The sequence below is a fragment of the Sphingomonas xinjiangensis genome (genome assembly GCF_014199255.1).
GTDB classification, from domain to species: domain Bacteria; phylum Pseudomonadota; class Alphaproteobacteria; order Sphingomonadales; family Sphingomonadaceae; genus Sphingomonas; species Sphingomonas xinjiangensis.
Window position 1 is genome coordinate 330,081 of sequence record NZ_JACIJF010000004.1, and the last position, 20,389, is coordinate 350,469.

At 64.5% G+C, this 20,389-nt stretch carries 26 protein-coding genes; 21 read left to right on the top strand and 5 right to left on the bottom strand.

The window, feature by feature from the left end:
- The first annotated feature begins 80 nt into the window (after window positions 1-80).
- Window positions 81-1,439, top strand: a complete 1,359-nt coding sequence (locus tag FHT02_RS09635) for a methyl-accepting chemotaxis protein (protein WP_184086865.1) — start codon at window positions 81-83, stop codon at window positions 1,437-1,439.
- A 206-nt stretch (window positions 1,440-1,645) separates the two neighbouring features.
- Here FHT02_RS09635 and flaF read toward each other — a convergent pair whose 3' ends face one another.
- Window positions 1,646-2,005, bottom strand: a complete 360-nt coding sequence (flaF, locus tag FHT02_RS09640) for a flagellar biosynthesis regulator FlaF (RefSeq protein WP_184086867.1) — start codon at window positions 2,003-2,005, stop codon at window positions 1,646-1,648.
- 114 nt (window positions 2,006-2,119) lie between these two features.
- Here flaF and FHT02_RS09645 point away from each other — a divergent pair, with 114 nt between their 5' ends.
- The 15 genes from FHT02_RS09645 (at window position 2,120) to FHT02_RS09715 (ending at window position 14,808) form a co-directional block, all read left to right on the top strand.
- Window positions 2,120-4,531 (top strand): HAD family hydrolase, encoded by a 2,412-nt coding sequence (locus FHT02_RS09645; RefSeq protein ID WP_184086869.1) that lies wholly within the window; start codon window positions 2,120-2,122, stop codon window positions 4,529-4,531.
- Window positions 4,528-5,340: a class I SAM-dependent methyltransferase gene (locus FHT02_RS09650; protein ID WP_184086871.1), complete on the top strand. Its 813-nt coding sequence runs from the start codon at window positions 4,528-4,530 to the stop codon at window positions 5,338-5,340. The genes FHT02_RS09645 and FHT02_RS09650 overlap by 4 nt, the downstream gene beginning before the upstream one ends.
- A gap of 81 nt (window positions 5,341-5,421) precedes the next feature.
- Entirely contained in the window at window positions 5,422-6,306 is an 885-nt protein-coding gene (gene motA / locus FHT02_RS09655; protein ID WP_184086873.1) for a flagellar motor stator protein MotA, read from the top strand.
- Window positions 6,281-6,601 (top strand): STAS domain-containing protein, encoded by a 321-nt coding sequence (locus tag FHT02_RS09660; protein ID WP_184086875.1) that lies wholly within the window; start codon window positions 6,281-6,283, stop codon window positions 6,599-6,601. The genes motA and FHT02_RS09660 overlap by 26 nt, the downstream gene beginning before the upstream one ends.
- On the top strand, window positions 6,598-6,963 hold the full coding sequence (locus FHT02_RS09665) for a response regulator (protein ID WP_184086877.1): 366 nt from the start codon (window positions 6,598-6,600) through the stop codon (window positions 6,961-6,963). Before FHT02_RS09660 ends, FHT02_RS09665 begins: the two co-directional genes overlap by 4 nt.
- The gene (locus tag FHT02_RS09670) at window positions 6,960-9,161 is read left to right on the top strand and encodes a chemotaxis protein CheA (protein ID WP_184086879.1); all 2,202 of its coding nucleotides are present in this window, start codon (window positions 6,960-6,962) and stop codon (window positions 9,159-9,161) included. Before FHT02_RS09665 ends, FHT02_RS09670 begins: the two co-directional genes overlap by 4 nt.
- Window positions 9,158-9,649 carry a chemotaxis protein CheW gene (locus FHT02_RS09675; protein ID WP_184086881.1) on the top strand — a complete coding sequence of 164 codons (492 nt, stop codon included), beginning with the start codon at window positions 9,158-9,160 and terminating at the stop codon, window positions 9,647-9,649. Before FHT02_RS09670 ends, FHT02_RS09675 begins: the two co-directional genes overlap by 4 nt.
- Window positions 9,646-10,533, top strand: coding sequence for a CheR family methyltransferase (locus FHT02_RS09680; RefSeq protein WP_184086883.1), 888 nt, complete (start codon window positions 9,646-9,648; stop codon window positions 10,531-10,533). Before FHT02_RS09675 ends, FHT02_RS09680 begins: the two co-directional genes overlap by 4 nt.
- The gene (locus tag FHT02_RS09685; protein WP_184086885.1) at window positions 10,530-11,570 is read left to right on the top strand and encodes a protein-glutamate methylesterase/protein-glutamine glutaminase; all 1,041 of its coding nucleotides are present in this window, start codon (window positions 10,530-10,532) and stop codon (window positions 11,568-11,570) included. Before FHT02_RS09680 ends, FHT02_RS09685 begins: the two co-directional genes overlap by 4 nt.
- Window positions 11,570-11,959, top strand: a complete 390-nt coding sequence (locus FHT02_RS09690; protein WP_184086886.1) for a response regulator — start codon at window positions 11,570-11,572, stop codon at window positions 11,957-11,959. Before FHT02_RS09685 ends, FHT02_RS09690 begins: the two co-directional genes overlap by 1 nt.
- Window positions 11,959-12,483, top strand: a complete 525-nt coding sequence (locus FHT02_RS09695; protein WP_184086888.1) for a chemotaxis protein CheD — start codon at window positions 11,959-11,961, stop codon at window positions 12,481-12,483. The genes FHT02_RS09690 and FHT02_RS09695 overlap by 1 nt, the downstream gene beginning before the upstream one ends.
- Window positions 12,483-12,842, top strand: a complete 360-nt coding sequence (locus FHT02_RS09700) for a hypothetical protein (RefSeq protein ID WP_184086890.1) — start codon at window positions 12,483-12,485, stop codon at window positions 12,840-12,842. The genes FHT02_RS09695 and FHT02_RS09700 overlap by 1 nt, the downstream gene beginning before the upstream one ends.
- The gene (locus FHT02_RS09705; RefSeq protein ID WP_184086892.1) at window positions 12,832-13,665 is read left to right on the top strand and encodes a flagellar motor protein MotB; all 834 of its coding nucleotides are present in this window, start codon (window positions 12,832-12,834) and stop codon (window positions 13,663-13,665) included. Before FHT02_RS09700 ends, FHT02_RS09705 begins: the two co-directional genes overlap by 11 nt.
- Before the next feature lie 10 nt (window positions 13,666-13,675).
- Window positions 13,676-14,125 carry a hypothetical protein gene (locus tag FHT02_RS09710; protein WP_184086894.1) on the top strand — a complete coding sequence of 150 codons (450 nt, stop codon included), beginning with the start codon at window positions 13,676-13,678 and terminating at the stop codon, window positions 14,123-14,125.
- Window positions 14,126-14,160: 35 nt separating this feature from the next.
- Window positions 14,161-14,808 (top strand): PilZ domain-containing protein, encoded by a 648-nt coding sequence (locus FHT02_RS09715; protein WP_184086896.1) that lies wholly within the window; start codon window positions 14,161-14,163, stop codon window positions 14,806-14,808.
- A 193-nt stretch (window positions 14,809-15,001) separates the two neighbouring features.
- Here FHT02_RS09715 and fliP read toward each other — a convergent pair whose 3' ends face one another.
- From fliP to FHT02_RS09730, 3 genes are read right to left on the bottom strand one after another with little or no spacing between them, the layout of a single operon-like run.
- A complete protein-coding gene (gene fliP / locus FHT02_RS09720) occupies window positions 15,002-15,742 on the bottom strand; it encodes a flagellar type III secretion system pore protein FliP (RefSeq protein WP_184086898.1) in 741 nt (246 codons plus the stop codon).
- A complete protein-coding gene (locus FHT02_RS09725) occupies window positions 15,735-16,334 on the bottom strand; it encodes a FliO/MopB family protein (RefSeq protein ID WP_184086900.1) in 600 nt (199 codons plus the stop codon). Before FHT02_RS09725 ends, fliP begins: the two co-directional genes overlap by 8 nt.
- Window positions 16,334-16,570 carry a FliM/FliN family flagellar motor switch protein gene (locus tag FHT02_RS09730; protein ID WP_184086902.1) on the bottom strand — a complete coding sequence of 79 codons (237 nt, stop codon included), beginning with the start codon at window positions 16,568-16,570 and terminating at the stop codon, window positions 16,334-16,336. Before FHT02_RS09730 ends, FHT02_RS09725 begins: the two co-directional genes overlap by 1 nt.
- A gap of 320 nt (window positions 16,571-16,890) precedes the next feature.
- Here FHT02_RS09730 and flgC point away from each other — a divergent pair, with 320 nt between their 5' ends.
- The 5 genes from flgC to flhB are packed head-to-tail and all read left to right on the top strand — an operon-like array spanning window position 16,891 to window position 19,734.
- The gene (gene flgC / locus FHT02_RS09735) at window positions 16,891-17,298 is read left to right on the top strand and encodes a flagellar basal body rod protein FlgC (RefSeq protein WP_184086904.1); all 408 of its coding nucleotides are present in this window, start codon (window positions 16,891-16,893) and stop codon (window positions 17,296-17,298) included.
- A gap of 27 nt (window positions 17,299-17,325) precedes the next feature.
- On the top strand, window positions 17,326-17,649 hold the full coding sequence (fliE, locus tag FHT02_RS09740; protein ID WP_184086906.1) for a flagellar hook-basal body complex protein FliE: 324 nt from the start codon (window positions 17,326-17,328) through the stop codon (window positions 17,647-17,649).
- Entirely contained in the window at window positions 17,649-17,912 is a 264-nt protein-coding gene (locus FHT02_RS09745) for a flagellar biosynthetic protein FliQ (protein WP_184086908.1), read from the top strand. Before fliE ends, FHT02_RS09745 begins: the two co-directional genes overlap by 1 nt.
- Complete coding sequence (gene fliR, locus FHT02_RS09750; protein WP_184086910.1) at window positions 17,909-18,667, top strand: flagellar biosynthetic protein FliR; 759 nt, start codon at window positions 17,909-17,911, stop codon at window positions 18,665-18,667. Before FHT02_RS09745 ends, fliR begins: the two co-directional genes overlap by 4 nt.
- Complete coding sequence (flhB, locus tag FHT02_RS09755; protein ID WP_184086912.1) at window positions 18,667-19,734, top strand: flagellar biosynthesis protein FlhB; 1,068 nt, start codon at window positions 18,667-18,669, stop codon at window positions 19,732-19,734. Before fliR ends, flhB begins: the two co-directional genes overlap by 1 nt.
- Before the next feature lie 172 nt (window positions 19,735-19,906).
- Here the strand turns inward: flhB and FHT02_RS09760 are convergent, their stop codons facing one another.
- Window positions 19,907-20,365, bottom strand: a complete 459-nt coding sequence (locus FHT02_RS09760; protein ID WP_246352287.1) for a flagellar assembly protein FliX — start codon at window positions 20,363-20,365, stop codon at window positions 19,907-19,909.
- Window positions 20,366-20,389: the final 24 nt, after the last annotated feature.

Here is a 20,389-nt window from a genome sequence, read left to right on the forward strand (position 1 = left end):
TGCCGCATCGGGTCCCGCCCAGATAGGTTGATCCAAATCAAAGGGTTGCCACGGCGCAGGGCGAACAAAGGACGATTATAATGCACTGGTTTAGAACCGACGCCCCTATACGCCAAAAGATGCTGATCGTGTTCCAGACCATGATTGGCTTCATGGTGGCGATTCAGGCGTCGAGCTTTCTCGGCTGGGTGGGGCAAGCGATCAGCGTCGCACTGATCCTGACCGCCATCTATCTCGCTCACCAGTTCCGCAATGCGGTGTGCGATCCCTATGTCACCACCGTGGTACGCATGGAGGGGCTTGCCGCGGGCGACCTCAACAGCCCTATTCTCTTCAACGACTATAAGGATTGTGTCGGCCGGCTTAGCCGGGGCATGGTCGGCTTTCGCGACGCCGCAGTGGCACAACGTCGTTCGGGCGAGGAGCAGGCCGAAGTGGTCCGCATTCTGGGAGAAAGCTTCTCGCGTCTGACGCAGGGCGATCTGACCGCGGACGTCACCGCCGACGTGCCGCCAGCCTATGCCGAGCTCAAGGACAATTTCAACGAAGCGCTGGCAAGTCTGCGCACGCTGATCGGCTCGGTGAGCGAGAGCGCGATGGCGATCCGCACCGGCTCGGGCGAGATCGCCCAGGCGTCGGAAGACCTGGCGCGCCGCACCGAAGCCAATGCCGCCAGCCTGGAGCAGACCTCCGCCGCTATTACCCAGATGGACGGTCGATTGAAGGCCACGGCGGAAGCCGCCACCCGCACCGTGCACCGCGCCGATGATGCCATCGCCACCGTCGATGGCGGCCGTGCGATCGCCGACGAAGCGGTGCAGGCGATGGCGCGCGTGGCCGACGGCGCCAAGGGCATCGACAGCGTGATCGAGGGGCTCGACAAGATCGCCTTCCAGACCCGCGTTCTCGCGATGAACGCCGCGGTCGAAGCAGGCCGCGCCGGCGAGGCGGGTCGTGGCTTCGCGGTCGTCGCCGATCTGGTGTCGGCCCTCGCGATGCGCTCGGAAGAAGAAGCCGCCCGCGCCCGCGATCAGCTCACCGCCACCCAGACCGACATCGTTTCCGCGGTGGAAATGGTGCAAAAGGTCGACGGCGCGCTCGCCAACATCTCGGGCGACGTCGCCGAGGTCCACAGCCTGCTCGGTCAGATGGCGGCCGACAACCGCGCCCAATCGAGCGCCATCGGCGAAATCAGCGTCGCGATCGGTACCATGGATCAGGCCACCCAACAGAATGCCGCCATGGTCGAACAGACCTCGGCCGCTGCCCGCAACCTCACCAGCGAAGTGGTGACGCTCGCCGACCAGACCGGCAAGTTCGAGGTCGGGCACAGCCGCCCCGCCCCGCTCCTTCTCGCCACAATCGGCGCCGCTTCGTGCGAAGAAGAACTATGTCTCGCCGGTGAAGCCCCTGCCCGCCGCGCGCGTGACGCAGGATGATTGGGCAAGCTTCTGACCTGCCACCCTCGCTAAACGCAAGAGGGCGTCACGAGCGATCGTGGCGCCCTTTTGCTGTCAGGCTGATCCGCCACGGCAATCAGCAAGTCGCTTGAGACGAACAGGAATGCGCGCTTCTCACGTGCGGCAAGCAAAAAAGGGGCGCCAGCGATATCCGCTGCGCCCCCTTTCTGTTCGGCCTTGCAGGATCAGGCGGCCAGACGCTGGACCTTCAGCCCGTCCATGACGGTACGGTTCAACGCGATCAGTTCGCCGATCGGTTCGCGGCCAGCCATCACGTCGCTGGTGAAGCGCTGCACCCACAGGCCCAGCGAGATGATCGACGCGCGCAGTTCGACGGGCAGGCTGTTCCCCTCGGCGCCGCAATCCGTCATGAACGCCGTCCACATCTCACGATTGCGGTGGAGCGGGTTGATCAGCTGGGCTCCCTTGAGACCTGCGGATTCCGCGTCCATCATTTCACCGGTAATCTGGCTGAGCAGCCGGTGCTCCGCCGCACGCGGCGTTTCGGCCCGGCTGCGGGCCGCCTGATAGGCAGTAATGGTCATGCTGGCTCCTTTGATGACCCGCTCATTCTAGAACGAAATCACAGGATCGGTCGGGTTCCTTCCTATAAGATTCATGCGTTCACCAATGCGGGCGCGCTTTCAGGGAACCGGCATTTGCCCGACATCATCCTTCCGCACGATCTTCCCACCGCGCTTGATGGTCGCGACGGGCTGAAGCTGCTATCGCTGGATTGCTTCGACACGCTGCTGTGGCGCGACTGCCACGCGCCCAAGGACCTGTTCGGCACGCTGCCCAACACCACGGTGACACAGCGCCAATGGGCCGAGCAGCGCGCTCGGGCTGGCGCCGAGTTGCGCCACGGCCGCGAAGAGGTCACCATCGCGGAAATCTACCGCGAGCTGCTGCCCAACGGCAGCGCGGACGACCGGAATGCGGCGATCCGCCACGAGCTCGACGCCGAAGCCGCGCATTGCTTCGCCTTTGGACCGACAGTCAAGTTGATGCAGGCGGCCAAGCACCGCGGCATGCAAGTCATCATCGTCTCGGACACCTATCTCGACGCGGACCGGCTGCGCGATCTGATCGCCACGGCGGCGGGCGAAGAAGTCGCCAGCCTGATCGACCGGATCTTCTGCTCGTCGGCCTATGGCAAGCCGAAGAGCATGGGTCTGTATGGCGAGGTGTTGAAGGCGCTGAACGTTCGCCCGCAAACAATCCTGCACATCGGCGACAACTTTCGTGCCGACGTTACGGGCGTTTCACCCTTCGGCGTTCATACGCTCCATCTCAAGCAATTTGACCAAGACACAGAACAGCGCCTGCGCCTGGAATCTGCGGTCAACGCCATGCTGCACCCGGTGCAGACCGGTCTCGCCGCCACGCACCAGCCGCACCGCGCAACCTTGTCGGCGGTCGAGCCCACCATCCAGGACCCGGCCGAAGCGTTCGGCTTCGCCACACTCGGACCCGTGCTTCACGGCTATGACCGCTGGCTGGCCGCAGAGGCCGCAGAACTTGCCGCCAGGAACGGGGGCAAGATCCACCACGTATTCCTGATGCGCGATGGGTATCTGCCGCAGCTGGTGCATCAAGCGAGCGGCGGCGACGCCGGCCACGCGGTCGAGATCAGCCGCTTCACGGCCACCGCTGCTTCCTTCGTCGATGGCGAAGCAGTCGAGCGCTACATCCAGATCGAGGAAGAAAGCGAGCCCCGCGTCGTCGCCAAGCAGTTGCTGCTGGCACCTGCCGAAATCGACACGGTCCTCGGGAAGTCGCCGAGCGGCAAGGGTGCGTATGCCGCGCTTGCTCGCGCCGTCCGCACGCCCGCACGCCTGCGCCGTATCACGAACGCTTCTGCGGCGTTCGCTGACCGGCTGATTGCGCATGTCCGCCGCACCGTCGATCCCGCGCCCGGCGACACGCTGATGCTGGTTGACCTCGGCTACAACGGATCAGTTCAGAACGACATCGAACCGCTTCTGCGAGAGCGGCTGGGGGTGCATGTCGCGGGCCGCTACTTGCTGCTGCGCGAACAGTTCCGTGCGGGCTTGGACAAAAAGGGCTTCATCGGCCACGATCAGTATGACGGTAGTACGCTGGAGGCGCTATGCACCAACGTTGCCGTGCTCGAACAGCTGTGCACCGTCGCGCAGGGCTCGGTGGTCGATTACCAACCCGATGGCACGCCGATCCGCAAGGGCAACAGCATCAAGGCGCGCCAAAGCGCGCTGCGCGAGCGTATCCAGGCCGGCTGTGTCCGCTTCAGTCGGTCCCAAGCGAGCATGACGATCCGCCGCGCCGCGCCGCACGAGGCTCAGATGTGGCGCCGCGCCGCTGCGGCCGTACTCGGTCGACTCATGTATCTGCCGATGGCGCAGGAGCTGGCGGTACTGCGCGAGTTCGAGCATGACGTGAACCTGGGCGTCGACGATACCGTGGCGCTGTTCGATCATGCGATCGCGCACCGTGGCCTGCGCCGTCGCGGCCTGTTCTACATGAAGGGTGCCGACCGCATGTACCTGCCCGCCGAACTCCACGGCGAAGGCTTGGCGCTCAAGCTCAGCCTGTTGACGCACAAGCGCTTCGGCCTGGGATTGAAGCATGCTGACTTCGTCGACCGCACCCTCTCGCTGCCGGTGATCGTCGCCGACGGACGTGACGTCTCCACCAGCACCGTGAACGCTACTCCAACGCATGACGGCTATTACCTCGCGGCCATCCCGGTCGGTGATTGCCGCCTGTCCATTGGACTTCAGTTCGGCAAGCTGTTCGATTGGGTACAGGTCGAGAGCGCGGTATTCGTGCCGGCATCACACTTCGGCGACAAGCGGGGCCCCGGGTCGGAAGAAGTCGATGGCCTGCCCTCGCTGGATGGCATGGAGCAGACCGCGCCGCACTTGTTCCGCTGCGCCGATGCGAGCGCCTTCATGATGGTTCCGCCGCCGCCCCGCCGCGACGACCGGCAGATGCTCCTGGCCGTCACCTTCCGCCCCATCGCCCCGCGTCAGGCACCGCCCGCCGCGGCCGCCCATACCCTAGCCCACGCTTCGGGAGTTTCCGCATGAGCCTGTTGATCCATTCCATGTCCGAGTTTTCCGACATCATCCTAGGCACGCTGCACGCCGCCGAAGCGCGCGCGATCACGGAAATCGGCGCCGAATTCGGCGGCATGTCGCAACAGCTAGCCGCCTATGCCCAAGTGCTCGGCGGCAGCCTGACCAGCATCGATCCCGCGCCGAAGCCCGAGTTTCTCGATTGGGTCGCCTCCGCTCCGGCCGTGCGCCACATCGCCGGAACCAGCCTTGAGGTGATGGCCGACTGCCGCGATGTCGATGCCTGGGTGATCGACGGCGACCATAATTATTACACGGTCTCCAACGAGCTTCGCATAGCCGATGAACTGTCGCGCCGCGACGGCAAGCCGCTTCTGCTCATCCTGCACGACATCAGCTGGCCCTGCGCCCGCCGCGACAGCTACTACGCGCCCGAACGTATTCCTGCCGACCATCGTCATCCGTACAGCTTCGATGGTGGCGTCACCATCGGCGACCCCGGCTGCGCGGACGGGCGCGGGTTCCGTGGCATGGGCCAGTTCGCCTGGGCCACCCATGAAGGCGGCCCACGCAACGGGGTCCTGACCGCGGTCGAGGATTTCCTCGCGCAAGCCGATACGCAGGCGCGTCCGCTGTCGTTCGCCAACATCCCCGCGGTGTTCGGCCTGGGCATTGTGTTCGATGCGTCCGCCCCTTGGGCCGCGGAGGTGACCCGCGTGGTGGAGCCTTATCACAACAACAGCCTGCTCGCCTCGCTCGAGCTCAACCGCCTCCAGAACTATCTGGCGGTGATCGACGCGCAGGATCGCCTCGCCGCGTAACTTTAATGGCCGGGAACCCGCCAGCAGGTGGGACCCGTCCTATAATTGACCAAGCACCATGCACTTAGAACAGGTATCGCCATGCTGAACGGCGTCGGTTTCATTATCATCCTCGTCTGCGTCTTTGGCAGCTTCATGATGGCTGGCGGCAAGATGGACATCATCGTCCACGCCCTGCCGCACGAGCTCATGGCGATCGGCGGCGCCTCCATCGGCGCGTTCGTCGTCTCGAACTCGATGGCGACGGTGAAGAAGGCTGGCGGCGGCATCATGCGGTCCTTCAAGGGCAGCAAGTGGAAGGCGCAGGACTATAAGGACCTGCTCACCATGATGTTCGGCATCCTGTCGACCTTCAAGAAGGGCGGCGCCACCGCGCTCGAGCCGCATCTCGACAAGCCTGAGGAAAGCAGCCTCTTTACGCCCTATCCGCGGCTGCTCAAGGATCATCACCTGATCGAATTCACCTGCGATTACCTGCGCATGATGACGGTCAATTTCGAGGATCCGCACCAACTCGAAGCGGCGATGGACGCCGACATCGAAAAGCATCATCATGAAGAGGCCGGTCCGCAGCACGCGCTGCAGATCATGGCCGACGGCCTGCCCGCAGTGGGAATCGTGGCCGCGGTGCTCGGCGTCATCAAGACGATGGGCTCGATCGATCAGCCAACCGAGATCCTCGGTGCCATGATCGGCGGCGCGCTTGTCGGTACCTTTCTGGGCATCCTTCTCAGCTACTGCCTTGTGGGTCCGCTCGCGGCGAAGCTGCTCGAAACGATCGAACAGGACTCCAAGCCCTTCTTCATCGTGAAGACCGCGATTGTCGCTTACGCCCAGAACCAGCCGGTTCAGGTCGCGATCGAGATCGCCCGCCGCATGACGCCGTCGGCCTACGCACCGACCTTCCAGCAACTAGAAACTGCACTCGACGAGGCGAAAAATGGACTCAACCCTGCCACTGCATGACGCAGCACATGACGGGGCGGTGCGCCTGCCGGCGCACGGCACCACCGTTACCGCCGAAGATCTGCGCGTGGGCCTCGTCCTCGCCGCCGACCGCAACGACGCGATCGAGGTTGATGCCTCGGACGTGGAGAGCGTCGGTCAGGCCGTGCTCCAGCTCCTCGTCGCAGCCCGCAACGAAGCCTCGGCCGCCGGCCAGGACTTCCGCATCGTAAACCCCAGCCAAGCCTTTGTCGAACGCGTGACAAGCTGCCACCTGGCGCACGCAGTCGGCCTCGAAACCGGAGACGCCCTGTGAGCAAGTTGATCCTTACCGTCGATGACTCCGCGAGCATGCGCATGCTGCTCAAGACGTCGTTGACCGCGCAGGGCTACCGCATCGAAGCGGCGAACGACGGCCAGCACGGCCTGGAGCGCATGCACGAGGTCAAGCCCGACCTGCTGATCACCGACATCAACATGCCCAAGATGGACGGCTTTGAGCTGATCGAGGCGGTACGCGCCGAGGGCCAGTTCCGCGGCACCCCAATCCTCGTCCTCTCGACCGAATTCTCGGACGAGAAGAAGCAGCGCGCCCGCTCGGCCGGCGCCACCGGCTGGATCACCAAGCCGTTCGAAGCCACCAAGCTGGGGGCGGCCATCCGTCGCGTGTGCCCATGAGCGACGAACTCGACGAAATCCAGGCGATCTTCTTCGAAGAATGCACTGAAGGCCTGGTTACCGCGGAGCAGGGCCTGTCGGCCATGCAGGGCGGCGACGTGTCGGCCGAGACCATCGCCGGCGTGTTCCGCGCGGTGCACTCGATCAAGGGCGGCGCCGGTGCGTTCGGCCATGCCGACCTGACAGCCTTCGCGCACAAGTTCGAGAACGTGCTGGACGAAGTCCGCGGCGGCAAGATAGCCCCGACGCCCGGCGTCGTGAAGGTGATGCTCGCCTCGTTCGACCTGCTGTCCGACCACGTCGAAGCCGCCAAAGGTCTGGCCGGACGTCCCAACGACGCCGCCGCGCTTGCCGCACTCGAAAAGGTGCTGGTGGAACGCGGTGCCGGCGACGGTGCTCCCGCAGCCGCCCCGGTTGCGGCGCCAGCCGCTGCGCCCGCTCCTGCCCCGGCAGCGGCCGAGGACGATTTCGGATTCACCCCCGTGCTCGTCTCGCTCGACGACTTCGAGGCGCCGTCTAGCGCTTCAAGCGACGGCGCGTGGGTTATCCGCTTCAAGCCTTCCCAGGCCGCACTCGCCAATGCCGGCGAGCCGCTGCTGATCATCCGCGAACTCGAGACGCTCGGCGCGACCATCGAGGCGGTCGACGTCACGACCGTCCCGCCGCTGCGCGATCTTGACCCCGAGAACGCATATTTCACTTGGACGCTCAGCATGCCCGCCGACGTTCCCGAGAACGACATCCGCGACTGTTTCGATTTCGTCGCCCCGGATTCGGTGATCGAGATTGAGCGCGCACGCACGGAGTCCGCCGCCGACCCTTTTGATTTCGCGCCCATTTCGGCTCCCGCTGCCGAGGCGGACGAGATGGGCTTCGTTCCCGTCTCCGCTTTGATCGAAAATTTCGACGCGAACATCGACCAAGTCGTTCAGGCGATCGCCAATGCCGGCGCCGCGCTGGCGGCGGCACCCCCGCCTGCCCCGGCCACCGAAGCCGCTGCCACGCCCAAGGCCGTGGAAGCCGCGCAGACGATCCGCGTCGATCTTGCCAAGCTTGATCTGCTCTTGAACCTCGTCGGCGAGCTGGTGATCCGCAACTCGATCCTGGCCGACCGGCTCTCGCCGGCCGATCGCCAGCGCGTGGAACTGCCCGAACTCGCCCGCCTGACGCGTCAGATCCAGGACAACGTCATGTCGCTGCGCGCCCAGCCGATCAAGCAGGCCTTCAGCCGCGTGCCGCGCATGCTGCGCGACCTCTCGGTCGAAACCGGCAAGACGATCAACCTGGAAACGAGCGGTGAAACCACCGAAGTCGATAAGGGCGTGATCGAGAAGATCGGCGATCCCCTCACCCACATGATCCGCAACGCCGCGGATCACGGGCTGGAAAGCGCCCAAGAGCGTATCGCTGCAGGCAAGGAGCCGGCCGGCACGATCTGGCTGTCCGCCGAGCAGAAGGGTGCCCGCATCTTTGTGCGCGTCCGCGACAACGGCCGCGGCATCAATCGCGAACGCGTCCGCGCCAAGGCGATCGAAAAGGGCATCATCAGCGCCGACGCGCAGCTGACCAACGAAGAGATCGATCAGCTGATCTGCGCGCCCGGCTTCTCGACCGCGGAAACCATCTCGAACATTTCCGGCCGCGGCGTCGGCATGGATGTGGTGCGCTCCAACGTCGAAGCGCTCGGCGGCCGTATCGAGATCACCTCGGTTCCTGGCGAAGGCACCACCTTCACGATGGTTCTGCCGCTGACCCTTGCGATCCTGGACGGCATGATCGTCCGCCTCGCCAGCCAGCGGTTCGTGCTGCCGCTCACCCATGTGCTCGAAACCGTTCAGCCCGAGCCGGGCCAGGTCAAGCGCACCTCGCCCGACACCGAAGTGATCGACATGCGCGGCGAATATGTGCCGGTAAAGCGTGCCGTCGACATCTTCGGCCTCAACGACGATCGCGCGATCGAGGAATCGCTGGTGGTGATCGTCGAGAGCGAGGGCCATGGCAAGGTCGGCCTCGTCGTCGATACCATCGATGATCGCCGTGAAGTGGTGATCAAGAGCCTTGACCAGAACCTGCATCCGATCCGCGGTCTGGGTGGCGCGACCATCCTGGGCGATGGCTCGATCGCGCTCATTCTCGACATCGAGGCGCTCGTCGCCGCCTCCGCTACTCGCTTCACGCCAAAAGGACTGGCAGCATGAACACCGAAACCACCAACACCGATTGCAAGATCGTCACTTTCATCCTGGGTCACCAGACCTTCGGCATCGACATGACCGCGCTGATCGAGATTCGTGAGTGGGAAAACCCCACTCCGCTTCCCAACGTACCTGGTTTCATCAAGGGTGTGACAAACCTGCGCGGCAACGTGATCCCGGTCGTGGGCCTGGCCGAGCGCCTGGGCTGGGAGCCCAGCGCGATCCATGCCCGCTCGTGCATCCTGGTCGTGAATATCCTGGGCAAGCAGGCCGGCTTTCTGGTCGATGAAGTCAATGACATCGTCGCCATCAACCGGTCCGAGATCCAGCCGGCTCCGGAAGTCGAGACGATCGAATCCAGTGTGATCGACGGCCTGGTCCGCATCACCACCCGTGCCAAGGACGGCACCCGGGACGAGAACGGCACCATGGTGCTGCTGCTCGACCTCGATGCGCTGAGCCTCACCAAGCATCTGGATCTCGCAGCATGAACGCAGCCGGCAGCGCCGGTCTGGCGCTCGCCGGCTCCTCCGGCAGCGCAGCGGCCCATAATGCAGAGCTGACTCCGCGTGACTTCGCCGCGATCGCAGCGATCATGCACAGCGATGCACGCATCGAGCTGATCCCGGCCAAGACCACGTTGGTGCAGTCGCGCCTGGCGCGTCGCCTGCGCGAGCATGGTCTGGCCCGGTTCTCCGAATATGTCGCAATGGTGCAGTCCAACCCCGAGGAACGGCACGCAATGGTGGTGGCGCTCACCACCAACCACACGCACTTCTTTCGCGAGCCCCATCACTTCGACCATTTCCGCGAAACGGTTTTGCCCGTGCTCAAGCGCAAGCAGGGTCCGATCCGCATCTGGTCGGCAGGATGCTCGTCGGGCGAGGAAGTCTACACCATCGCCATGTGCCTGCTCGGCAAGGACCGCAGTTCGGCGTCGTGGCTGCGCAGTGCCGATGTGCGCCTGCTCGCCACCGACATCGCGCCGCATGTGGTGGAATCGGTCCAGCGCGGCTTCTATGCCGACAACGTCGCGTCGGGCGTGCCCGAACCGTATCGCAGCGCGTGGATGCGCCCCGCCCAGGGCGGCTTCATGATGGCCGACGAGGCACGGCAGATGGTCACGGCAAAGGTGCTCAACCTGTTCCAGCCGACCTGGCCGCTCAAGGCGCAGTATGACGTGATCTTCTGCCGCAACGTGATGATCTACTTCGCCGATCCGGCAAAGGAAGAACTCGAGGCACGCTTCGTGGATCAGCTGGCCCCTGGCGGTCACTTGTATATCGGTCACTCCGAACGCCTGATCGGCGCGGCGGCGGCGAAGATGCAGTCGTGCGGCCACACCATCTATGCCAAGCCGGAGGGCCGAGGATGAGACCCGTCCGTACGCTGATCGTTGACGACAGTGCCTCGATGCGCGCGACGCTGAAGCGAATGCTGTCCGCCGACCCGGAGATCGAGGTTGTCGGTGCCGCCAACGATCCCTTCGCCGCGCGCGACATGATCAAGACGCTCCACCCCGACGTGCTGACGCTCGACGTCGAGATGCCGGGAATGGACGGGCTGTCGTTCCTGGAACGCATCATGCGCCTGCGCCCCATGCCGGTGGTGATGTGCTCCACGCTCACTGCCCGAGGTGCCGAAGTCACGATCGAGGCGCTGCGCCTGGGTGCGGTCGACTATGTCACCAAGCCCAGTGGGACGCCCGACGATATCGAGCGCGACGCCGTGCTGCTGTGCGAAAAGGTCAAGAGTGCCGGCCGTTCCGCCGTGCGATCGGGCCCGCAGCGCATTGCCGATCAGCCGGCACTCGCCGGCGGCGGCGCGGGCAAGCTGATCGCGATCGGCTCGTCCACCGGCGGTGTCGAAGCGCTGTTCTCGGTACTGCCCGCTTTGCCTGCGGATTGCCCGCCGGTGCTGATCGTCCAGCACATGCCGGCAAGCTTCACCAAGAGCTTTGCCGACCGTCTGAACGGCGATTGTCGCGTTCATGTAACGGAAGCTGCGCACGGCATGCAGGTACAGCCAGGAACCGTCTATATTGCTCCTGGAGGGGAAACCCACATGGAGCTGGCTGGCGGGGTCGCGGGCCGCATCATGTTGCGGCCCGGCTCGCCGGTAACGGGACACCGTCCTTCGGTGGATGTACTGTTCCGCTCGATAGTGCCGCTGGGTGCAGCCGGGGTCGGAGTGATCCTGACCGGCATGGGCTCGGACGGAGCCGAAGGATTGCTGGCCATGCGGCGCGCAGGCGCGCGCACGCTGAGTCAGAGCCGCGACACCTGTGTCGTGTGGGGCATGCCCCGTGCGGCCAAGGAAGCCGGCGCGGTGGAAAAGGAAGTTGGTCTGTCTGGCATGCCCGAGGCGATCCTCAAGGCATGCCGCGAAACGAGTAAGGTTGGGAGCGTCTGATGCCTGCTGCTGCAGCAATCAAGGTAATGGTCGTGGACGACCAGACCAGTATGCGTGCGATGATCCGTCGCGCCTTGCAGGACCTGGGCTTCAAGGATGTCCGTGACAAGCCCGGCGCCATCGAGGCGCTGGAATCGATCAAGAGCGACCGGGTGCACCTGGTCATCTCGGACTTCAACATGCCCGACATGGACGGCCTCCAGTTCCTGGAAGCTGTGCGCAAGGATCCGGTGATCGGCAAGACCGTGTTCATCATGCTGACGGGTTCGGCCGACAAGGAGATCGTCCAGAAGGCCGCGGCTCTCGGCGTCAACAACTACGTCGTGAAGCCGTTCGCCCCTGCCGCCCTGAAGGAAAAGATCGAGCGCGTCTTTGGCGAGCTGACCTGATGCGCCGCGTGTCGATCGTTCAGGGTGAGAATGCGATCGTCGCTGAGCCGGAGGTCCTGATCTCCACGCTTCTCGGCAGCTGCGTTGCCGCCTGCCTCTATGACCCCGTCGCCAAGCTGGGTGGGATGAACCACTTCCTGCTGGGCGAGCCTGGGGCGGATCACCGCGTCGGCATGAACGAGATGTCGCGTTACGGGCTGCATGCTATGGAGTTGCTCATCAACGGCATGATGGCGCGTGGCGCGATGCGGAGCCGGTTGCGCGCTCATCTCTATGGCGGTGGCAACATCGTCTCCGGGCTGGGCTCGATCGGCTCTTCCAATGCCGCTTTCGCCCGCCGTTTCATGGCGGATGAAGGCATCGAGGTCGCGCATAGCGACCTTGGCGGAACCTCGGCGCGCAAGGTGGAATTCCTGGCGTATGACGGGCGCAGCCGCTGCAGCCGGGTTGCCGACCGCGTGCCTGAGCTTCCGCCCATTCCCGTATCCCTGCCGTCGTCCGTCGGCGAGTTGGAGCTTTTCTGATGTCGTGCCTGCCCGTCCCAGCCGATACCGTCCAGGCCGAGCCGCTTGTCGGTTACGATCCCTATGCGGACGCGCTGCACAGCGTGATTGCCGGCGAACTGCGGGAAATGCGTGACATGCTCGAAAAGCTGGCCGAAGTGCTCGTCGCGGACGAACAGTTCGCCCATGCGCATATCGAGCAGCTCCAGTCGTTCGATTACCTGATCCAGCACACCGATGAATGCGCGAGCCTGCTCGAGCGGGTTATCGAGGGCCAGGATACTCTGAGCGCGATCAGCGGCGTGCGTCTTGCGGAGGTCCAGGCCCGCCTGCGCGACGCACTCAGCAGCCAATGGCGTGGATTCACCGATGAAGAATGAACGCCCGATCATCATCAAGAGGGTCAAGAAGGTCGCTGGCGGCCATCATGGCGGCGCCTGGAAGGTCGCCTATGCCGACTTCGTGACCGCGATGATGGCGTTTTTCATGCTGCTCTGGTTGATTTCGAACCCGGACAAGGAACGGCTGAAGGGCCTTGCCCAATATTTCTCGCCCAGCGTGGGCGACGGCACGCCCGCCACCCCGGTGTTAGGCTCGTCGGCGGGCATGGGCGGCCAGGCGCGCAACGCGTCGACGGACCGGAGCAAGGCGACGGGCACGCCCACCAGCGCGGCGGCAACCGCCGGCTCGGCGCGCGGCGGCACCGCCAACGTGCCCGCATCGATGCGCGTCATGGCGTCGGAGCTTCAGGTGGCGCTCGACGCCGTCAGCCAGGAGCAGGGCAAGAACACCCAGATCGAATCCACCAAGGACGGTCTGCGCATCACCCTGATGGACACCGACAAGCAGTCGATGTTCCGCTCCAATACGGCCGAGATGAACCCGTTCGCGCGCGGCCTGCTCGCAAAGGTGGCGGAGCGCCTCGCAACGTCGGGCGCGCAGCTCGCGATCGAAGGGCATACCGACGGCGCTGGCGGTCAGAGCGACATGAACTGGCGCTTGTCGGGCGAACGCGCGCTTGCCGCCCGCTCGGCGCTCGTGGCGCTCGGCATCACGCCGGACCGCTTCGCCGAAGTGGTCGCGATGGGCGCTACCAAGCCGGTCTACCCCGACCAGCCGGACCGGCCTGAGAACCGCCGCATCACCGTGCTGGTCAAGGCCGAAGCGTCCGCCCTTCCCTCCGACAGCAGCTTCCAGTTCTAAAGGCATGACGATGAAGAAGGTTTTGTTCCTCCTCGCCACGATGCTCGCGGGCCTAGGTGCTGGTGGCGGCGCGGCCTATGCGACGGTCAGCATCCTGGGCCCGGCCAAGCCCGGCGCGCATGGCGCGGAGGCCGCGGGCGACGCCACCCCGCTCAGCTTCGTTGACGGCGGCAAGATCATGGCGCCGCTCGTCTTCGCCGATGGGCGCCTGTCGGGCTATGTCCAGTTCCAGATCCAGCTTGAGGTGCCGGCCGACAAGGCCGATTCCGTTACGGCGCGCTTGCCCTTGCTGCTGCATGCGATCAACATGCGCACGTTCAAGACGCCGATGGCGGCTGGTCCCGACGGCCAGCTTCCCGACGTGGAAGCGTTCCGCAAGGTCGTGATGGCCTCGGCGCCCGAAGCGTTCGGCGCCGGTGTCATCAACAAGGTGGCGATCACGGCGGCGACGCCTGCGTGACACTCGGTTTTAGTAGTAGTTAGGAGTACCTGGTCGTGAGATCCGACATCGCCGCCCCTCAGAACATGGAAGCTGCCGGTGACTGCCCAGCAACCGTTGAGCGGGCCGAGCGCATCGTCACGACGCTGCTGATCGGCAAGTTGCTCTCGGCCAATGGTCCGGATCAGCTTTGCCGCATTCGCAACATCTCGGCCACCGGCATGCTGATCGAGACGCACCGCCCATTGGGCTTCGGCTCCTGGCTCGCGGTGGAGCTGCGCAGCGGGGAGAAGCTTCAGGGCACGGTTGCCTGGAGCGGCACCGGCCGCGCCGGCGTGCAGTTCTTGACCCCTATCCAGGTCGACCGCATCTTGGCCGAGGCCAAGCAGAGCGCGGCGCCGACGCGGCTGCGCGCCGTGCAGCAGCCGCGCGCACCCCGCTTCGATGTACAGTGTCCGGCCAGCATCAGCAGCAATGGCCGCTATATCGATGTCATGCTCGAAAACGTGTCGCAAAGCGGTGCGTGCGTCTCCATGAGCCGTCCGCCCAAGCGCGATACCGAGGTGATCCTGTCGATCCCCGGCCTCCCCAGCCGCCGGTGCACCACGCGCTGGAGCGACGACAAGGCCGCGGGCCTGCTGTTTTTAGAGGTGATCCCCTATCACGAGCTCGACGCCTGGCTCGAGCATGTCGACGCCTTGTAAAATCCTCCCCGTAAGGGGGGAGGTAGCAGGCGCAGCCTGACCGAGGCGGAGGACTCCGCCACTGATGAATAGCTTACCGCCATCTCTGATGGCTTCGGCGCCACCTTCCGCTTGCGGGGAAGAATGCATAAACAAAGAAACCCCGCCGCATCGCGACGGGGTTTCTTTGTTTTCTCGGTCGCTTCGAACGTCGCTACGTCGCGAAGCTCTTGACCAGCGACCCCGCAACCAGCGCCCATCCATCGACCAGCACGAAGAAGATGATCTTCATCGGCAACGATATCGTCGGCGGCGGCAACATCATCATGCCCATCGCCATCAGCACCGCCGAAACCGCCAGGTCGATCACCAGGAACGGCAGCAGCAGCAGAAAGCCGATCTCGAACGCGCGCCGCAGTTCGGAAATCATGAACGCCGGCGCCAACGTCGTCAGCGGAGTGGCCGCGCGCGTCTCGATCGGCTTGCCCGCCATTTCGGCGAACAGCTTGAGATCGGTATCGCGCACCTGGCCCAGCATGAACTGGCGGAACGGCTCGGCGGTCCGCTCGAACGCCTGGGTCTCGGTGATCTGATTCTTGGTATAAGGCTCGACACCCTGGCTCCAAGACTTCTCAAAGGTCGGCGCCATCACGAAAAATGACAGGAACAGCGCCAGGCTGATGATAACCGGGTTTGGCGGCACGCCCTGCGCACCGATGCCGGCGCGGAGCAAGGACAGTGCCACCACCATGCGAGTGAAGCTGGTGACCGTCATCAGCAGGCCCGGCGCCAGGCTGAGCACGGTCAGCATCAGCACCAGCTGGATAGCCTTGGCTGACATTGCGCCGTCCGCGCCTGCCGCTGCGCCTAGATTGATGGTGGCGCCCTGCGCCTGCGCGTGCGCTGCCACCGGCAGCATCACGAGCAGCGCGGCCGCCCCAAGCAACTTACGCATTCAGTGCCTCGCGAACCGCGCGGCGGTTCCACCGGGCAGTGTCGCGCGGGCGGCGGGTGCGCTTCGCTGCGGGATTGGCGGCTTCCGCTTTGGCCTTGCGGCGCTCGGACAGGTCGACGACCTCGGCCAGCTCTGCGGCGGGCGCTTCCACCACGACGTTGTCCTGCTCGGTTGCCAGGGGCTCGACGGCGATCACCGCGTCCTGCACCTCCGCCACGTCGTCCTCGACAGGCTTGGGCAGCTTGATCAGCTTTGCGAAGTTGGCTGCAAAGGCTGGCAGTTCCGGCATAGCCAGCTTGACCGGCTCGGGCGCGGGCTGCGCGGGCGGCGCGATGATGCCGGTTTCCAGCGTAGCGCTGCCCTCGGGGCCGATCAGCACCAGATGCTCATGTCCGTCCCGGCGGATCAGCGCCACTGACCGCTTCTGGTCCAGCGACAGCCGCTCCACCAGTTCGACGCGCTTGCGGCTGGTGGCCGACACGCGGCCCGGCAGTTTGATGTCGTACCGCTTCACCATCCACAGCGCGCCCGCAAGCATGCCCAGGACGAGGCCCAGCGCACCCAGGGTACGCAGCATCGACAAGATATCCATCAGTGGCGCTGCTTCTTCACGAGGTCGGAAATTTCCAGCGACATCTGGTCGCCATCGACCAGGATGCGGCCTGTGGCGACCAGTTCGCCGTTGACATAGACAAGGCTGGGATCGTCCTGGCCGCAATCCAGGGCAATCATTGCCCCGCGGCTCATCTGCAGGATCTGCCGGATCGGCACTTCGGCGGAGCCGAGCACGATCGACAGGTCCACCATAATTCCATCGAGTACGGACATGCGCTCACCTTTCCCGGACTTTATAGGAAGGATTTTCCGGGGCCTGCGCGGCGGGGCGGCAAAAATTGCCTAGGGAGTTTCACGGGAGCGCGGTGGTGCCGCGGCGCATCCCCACTCCGCACCGGGAGAGGGTCTGGGAAAAGGGAGGTGTTCCCCCTACAAAATCATCGCTCCAAAGGCGCACTCTCACCCTCTTCTTCAGAAAGCACCCCGTCCCCGTACAACCCCGGAGGACCTTTTTTCCGCCCATCCGCCCACCCCCGGCAATTCTTGCCTACAATGGGAGGGAATGGCCGCTCATGGCCCTGGAGCTTATACGAATGGACTTGAAGGCTTCGCTCGGCGTTTCCGCATCCGGCCTGCGTGCGCAGTCGCTGCGCATGCGTGTCATTGCGGAGAACCTGGCCAACCAGGACTCCGTCGCGAACACCGCCGGGGGTGATCCCTATCGCCGCCGCGTCGCCAGCTTCTCAGCCGAGGTGGATCGTGCGACGGGCGCCACCGGCGTCAAGATCAAGTCGATCGAAAACGACAAGTCCGATTTCACTCGCGTGTACCAGCCCGGCCACCCAGCGGCGGACGGCGAGGGCTATGTGCTCAAGCCCAACGTCAACTCGCTGGTAGAAACCGCCGACATGAAGGCGGCCCAGCGTAGCTACGAAGCCAATCTCAATGCCATCGAGGCCGCAAAGAGCCTGACGATGCGCACCATCGACCTTCTCAAGTAACACCTCCTTTCCAAAGGAATATTCTACATGTCCATCGGCGCACTTGATGCGGCGTCGGCCTATGGCCGCGTCCAAGGCCTGGGCTCTGCCCTTGGCTCCTCCTCCGCCCCTAAGATCGGCGGCAGCGACAATGGCGGGGGCTTCGGCTCCATGGTCGAAAGTCTGGTCACGGGCACCGCGCAACAGATGCGCACCGCCGAACACGCTTCGGCCATGCAGGTTGCCGGCAAGGGCGACCTGATCGACGTGGTCACTGCGATCGGCGCTGCCGAGACCGCGCTCGATACCATGGTGGCAGTGCGCGACCGCGTGGTCGGCGCTTACACCGACATCATGCGCATGCAGATCTGATGTCGTCGTCGCAGGTCATCGAACTCACCGAGGCGACGTTGATGCTGGTGCTCACCGTGTGTGGGCCCCTGCTACTGACGTCGCTGATCGTCGGCGTCTTCATCGGCCTGTTCCAGGCACTCACTCAGATCCAGGAAACCACCCTCACCTTCGTGCCCAAGCTGATGGCGATGGGTTTGGTCTTCCTGCTCATGCTGCCTACGATGGGGCAGGCGCTGAACGGCTTCATGCTGAAGCTCAGCGACCTGATCATCACCGGATGATCATACCCGCCGACCTGGAGCTTCAGGTCACCGCCTTCTTCATCGTGTTCGCGCGTGTCGGCGCGGTGCTGATGCTGCTGCCGCTTTACGGCGAGGATGCGATTCCCGGCCGTATTCGGCTGATGATCGCGTTCGCGATGTCGGCGGCGCTTTACGGCATGCTCGGCGCACCGGCGCGTGCGCTGGTGGAGGGTGGCGCGGTGCTTCCCGCGGTGCTGGTCACCGAACTCATGACCGGTCTCGCGATGGGCATGATCGTCAAGATCCTGTTCTACGCGATCTCCATGGCCGGCTCGATCATCAGCCTTCAGATCGGCTTTTCCTCGGCAGTGATCTTCGATCCTTCGCAGAGCGGCCAGGTGCCGATCCTGTCCAAGATGGCGACCATGGCCGCGGTGCTCGTGTGCATGGCGCTTCAGGTCCATCATCTCTGGATCGGCGCGATCGTCCACAGCTATCAAAGCTTTCCCGTCGGCGGCCTGCCTCCGATGCATGACTTCGCCGAGCTGGCTGTGGCGGCGGTCGGCCGCTCGATGACGCTGGCGATCAGCCTCGCCGCACCCTTCCTCGTATACGGCATCGTCTTCAACGTGGCGCTGGGCCTGGCGGCGCGCGTGGCCCCGGCGATCCAGGTCTTCTTCATCGCCCAGCCGCTCAACCTGCTGCTCGGCATCAGCCTGCTCGCCGCGACGATCGGCACGATCCTCACCGTCTTCGCCCAGTCGATGGGTGACGCCATGCAAGGGAGCTGGTGATGGCCGGCGGTGGCGACGATGAGGACAAGACACACGATCCTACAGACAAGAAGCTGGAGGACGCCCGCAAAAAGGGCGACGTACCGATGGCGCCCGAGATGCGCCACGCCGCGATGTTCGTGGCGATGCTGGTCGTCATGGGGGGCCTGGGCGCCTACACCCTGCAACTGATGGGCGGCGTGTTCGTCCGGCTATGGGGCAGCGCGGAGGACTTCCGCATGGATCCCGCCGGCGCGCAGAGCGTCGCCACAGGCCTTTTGGGCACGGTGGCCTCGGCGATGCTGCCCGTCATGGCGGCATTGTTCGGCCTGGGCCTTTTAGGCGGCGTCCTTCAGGGAAGACCGATGATCGCGTGGAGCCGGGTCAAGCCGAAATGGTCCAAGCTCAATCCGGCCAGTGGTTTCGCCCGCATGTTCGGCAAGCAGTCGCTGATGGAATTCGGCAAGACGTTGGTCAAGCTGTGCCTTGTCGTCGGCATCGCCGCGACCATCGCCTGGCCCCATGCCGCTGGCATCGATCGGCTGGTCGGCGCCGACCTGAACTCGGTTGGTGCGGCGATCAACGACATCGTTGACGCGATGCTACGCCCGATCGCAATGCTGGTCGGTGCGCTCGCGCTGTTCGACTTCGTCTGGCAGCGCCGCGCCTTCATGAAGCGCATGAAAATGAGCCTTCAGGAAATCAAGGACGAGTATAAGCAGTCCGAAGGTGACCCGAAGATCAAGGGCAAGATCCGCCAGCTCCAGATGAAGCGTTCGCGCAGCCGCATGATGGCGAACGTGCCAAAGGCAAGCGTAGTGATCACCAACCCGACCCATTATGCGATCGCGCTTCAATATGATCACGGCGCCATGGCTGCGCCGGTGGTGGTGGCAAAGGGCGTCGACGCGCTTGCACTCAAGATTCGTGAGATCGCCGGTGGGCATCATATTCCGCTGGTGGAAAATCGCCCTCTCGCCCGTGCGCTGTACGCCAGCGCCGAGATCGATCAGCCGATCCCGGTCGAACATTATGCCGCGGTGGCTGAAGTCATCAGCTACGTGCTGCGGATTTCAAAGAAGAGCTGATCCGCCGCGCAGGCCTATACCACTACCCGGCGGAGGCCAGGGCCCAGTTGCCATGTCCTTTGCAAAGACAGGATGCATCTGCACGGCGTCAAGACTGGCCCCGGCCTTCGCTGGGGAACCACTCAACCATTCAGCTTTCGTAGCACCGGAACCGAGCCCGGAATCCGTGCCCTCAAGCCTCGACGTCGTACTTCGCCAGCTCCACCCGCACGCGCAGGTCGATATCCGCAAGAATCTGCGCCAGCACCGGCTCGTCGGGCGTATCGAGCGTCTGCGACCACTGCGCGATCTCCCGCAGGCGCTCGACGCTGGGCACACCCACCAGCACTTCCTTGTGGAGATGGTCGAGCATCTCGACCCCGCGCTCGGCCTGGGCGGCAAGTCTCCGGCGACGATCCATCATCGGATCGGCAGCGGCAAGCGTCACCAGCATGGCGACGTTGGGCACCGGGTTGGTGACGTTGGTCTGCTGCTGAAGCGGGAGCGGCGCTGCGGCGGGCGCCTTCTCTTCGCGCGTCACCGAGAAGCTTTCCGCAGCCTTGGGCAACGCAGCCAGCAGGCTGTGCGCCATCAGTTGAGGGATATTCTCGATCCGCACGAAATACAGGTCCTTTGAGCCGCACCGGCCCATCCTTGTCCTATAAGAAGGTTACGG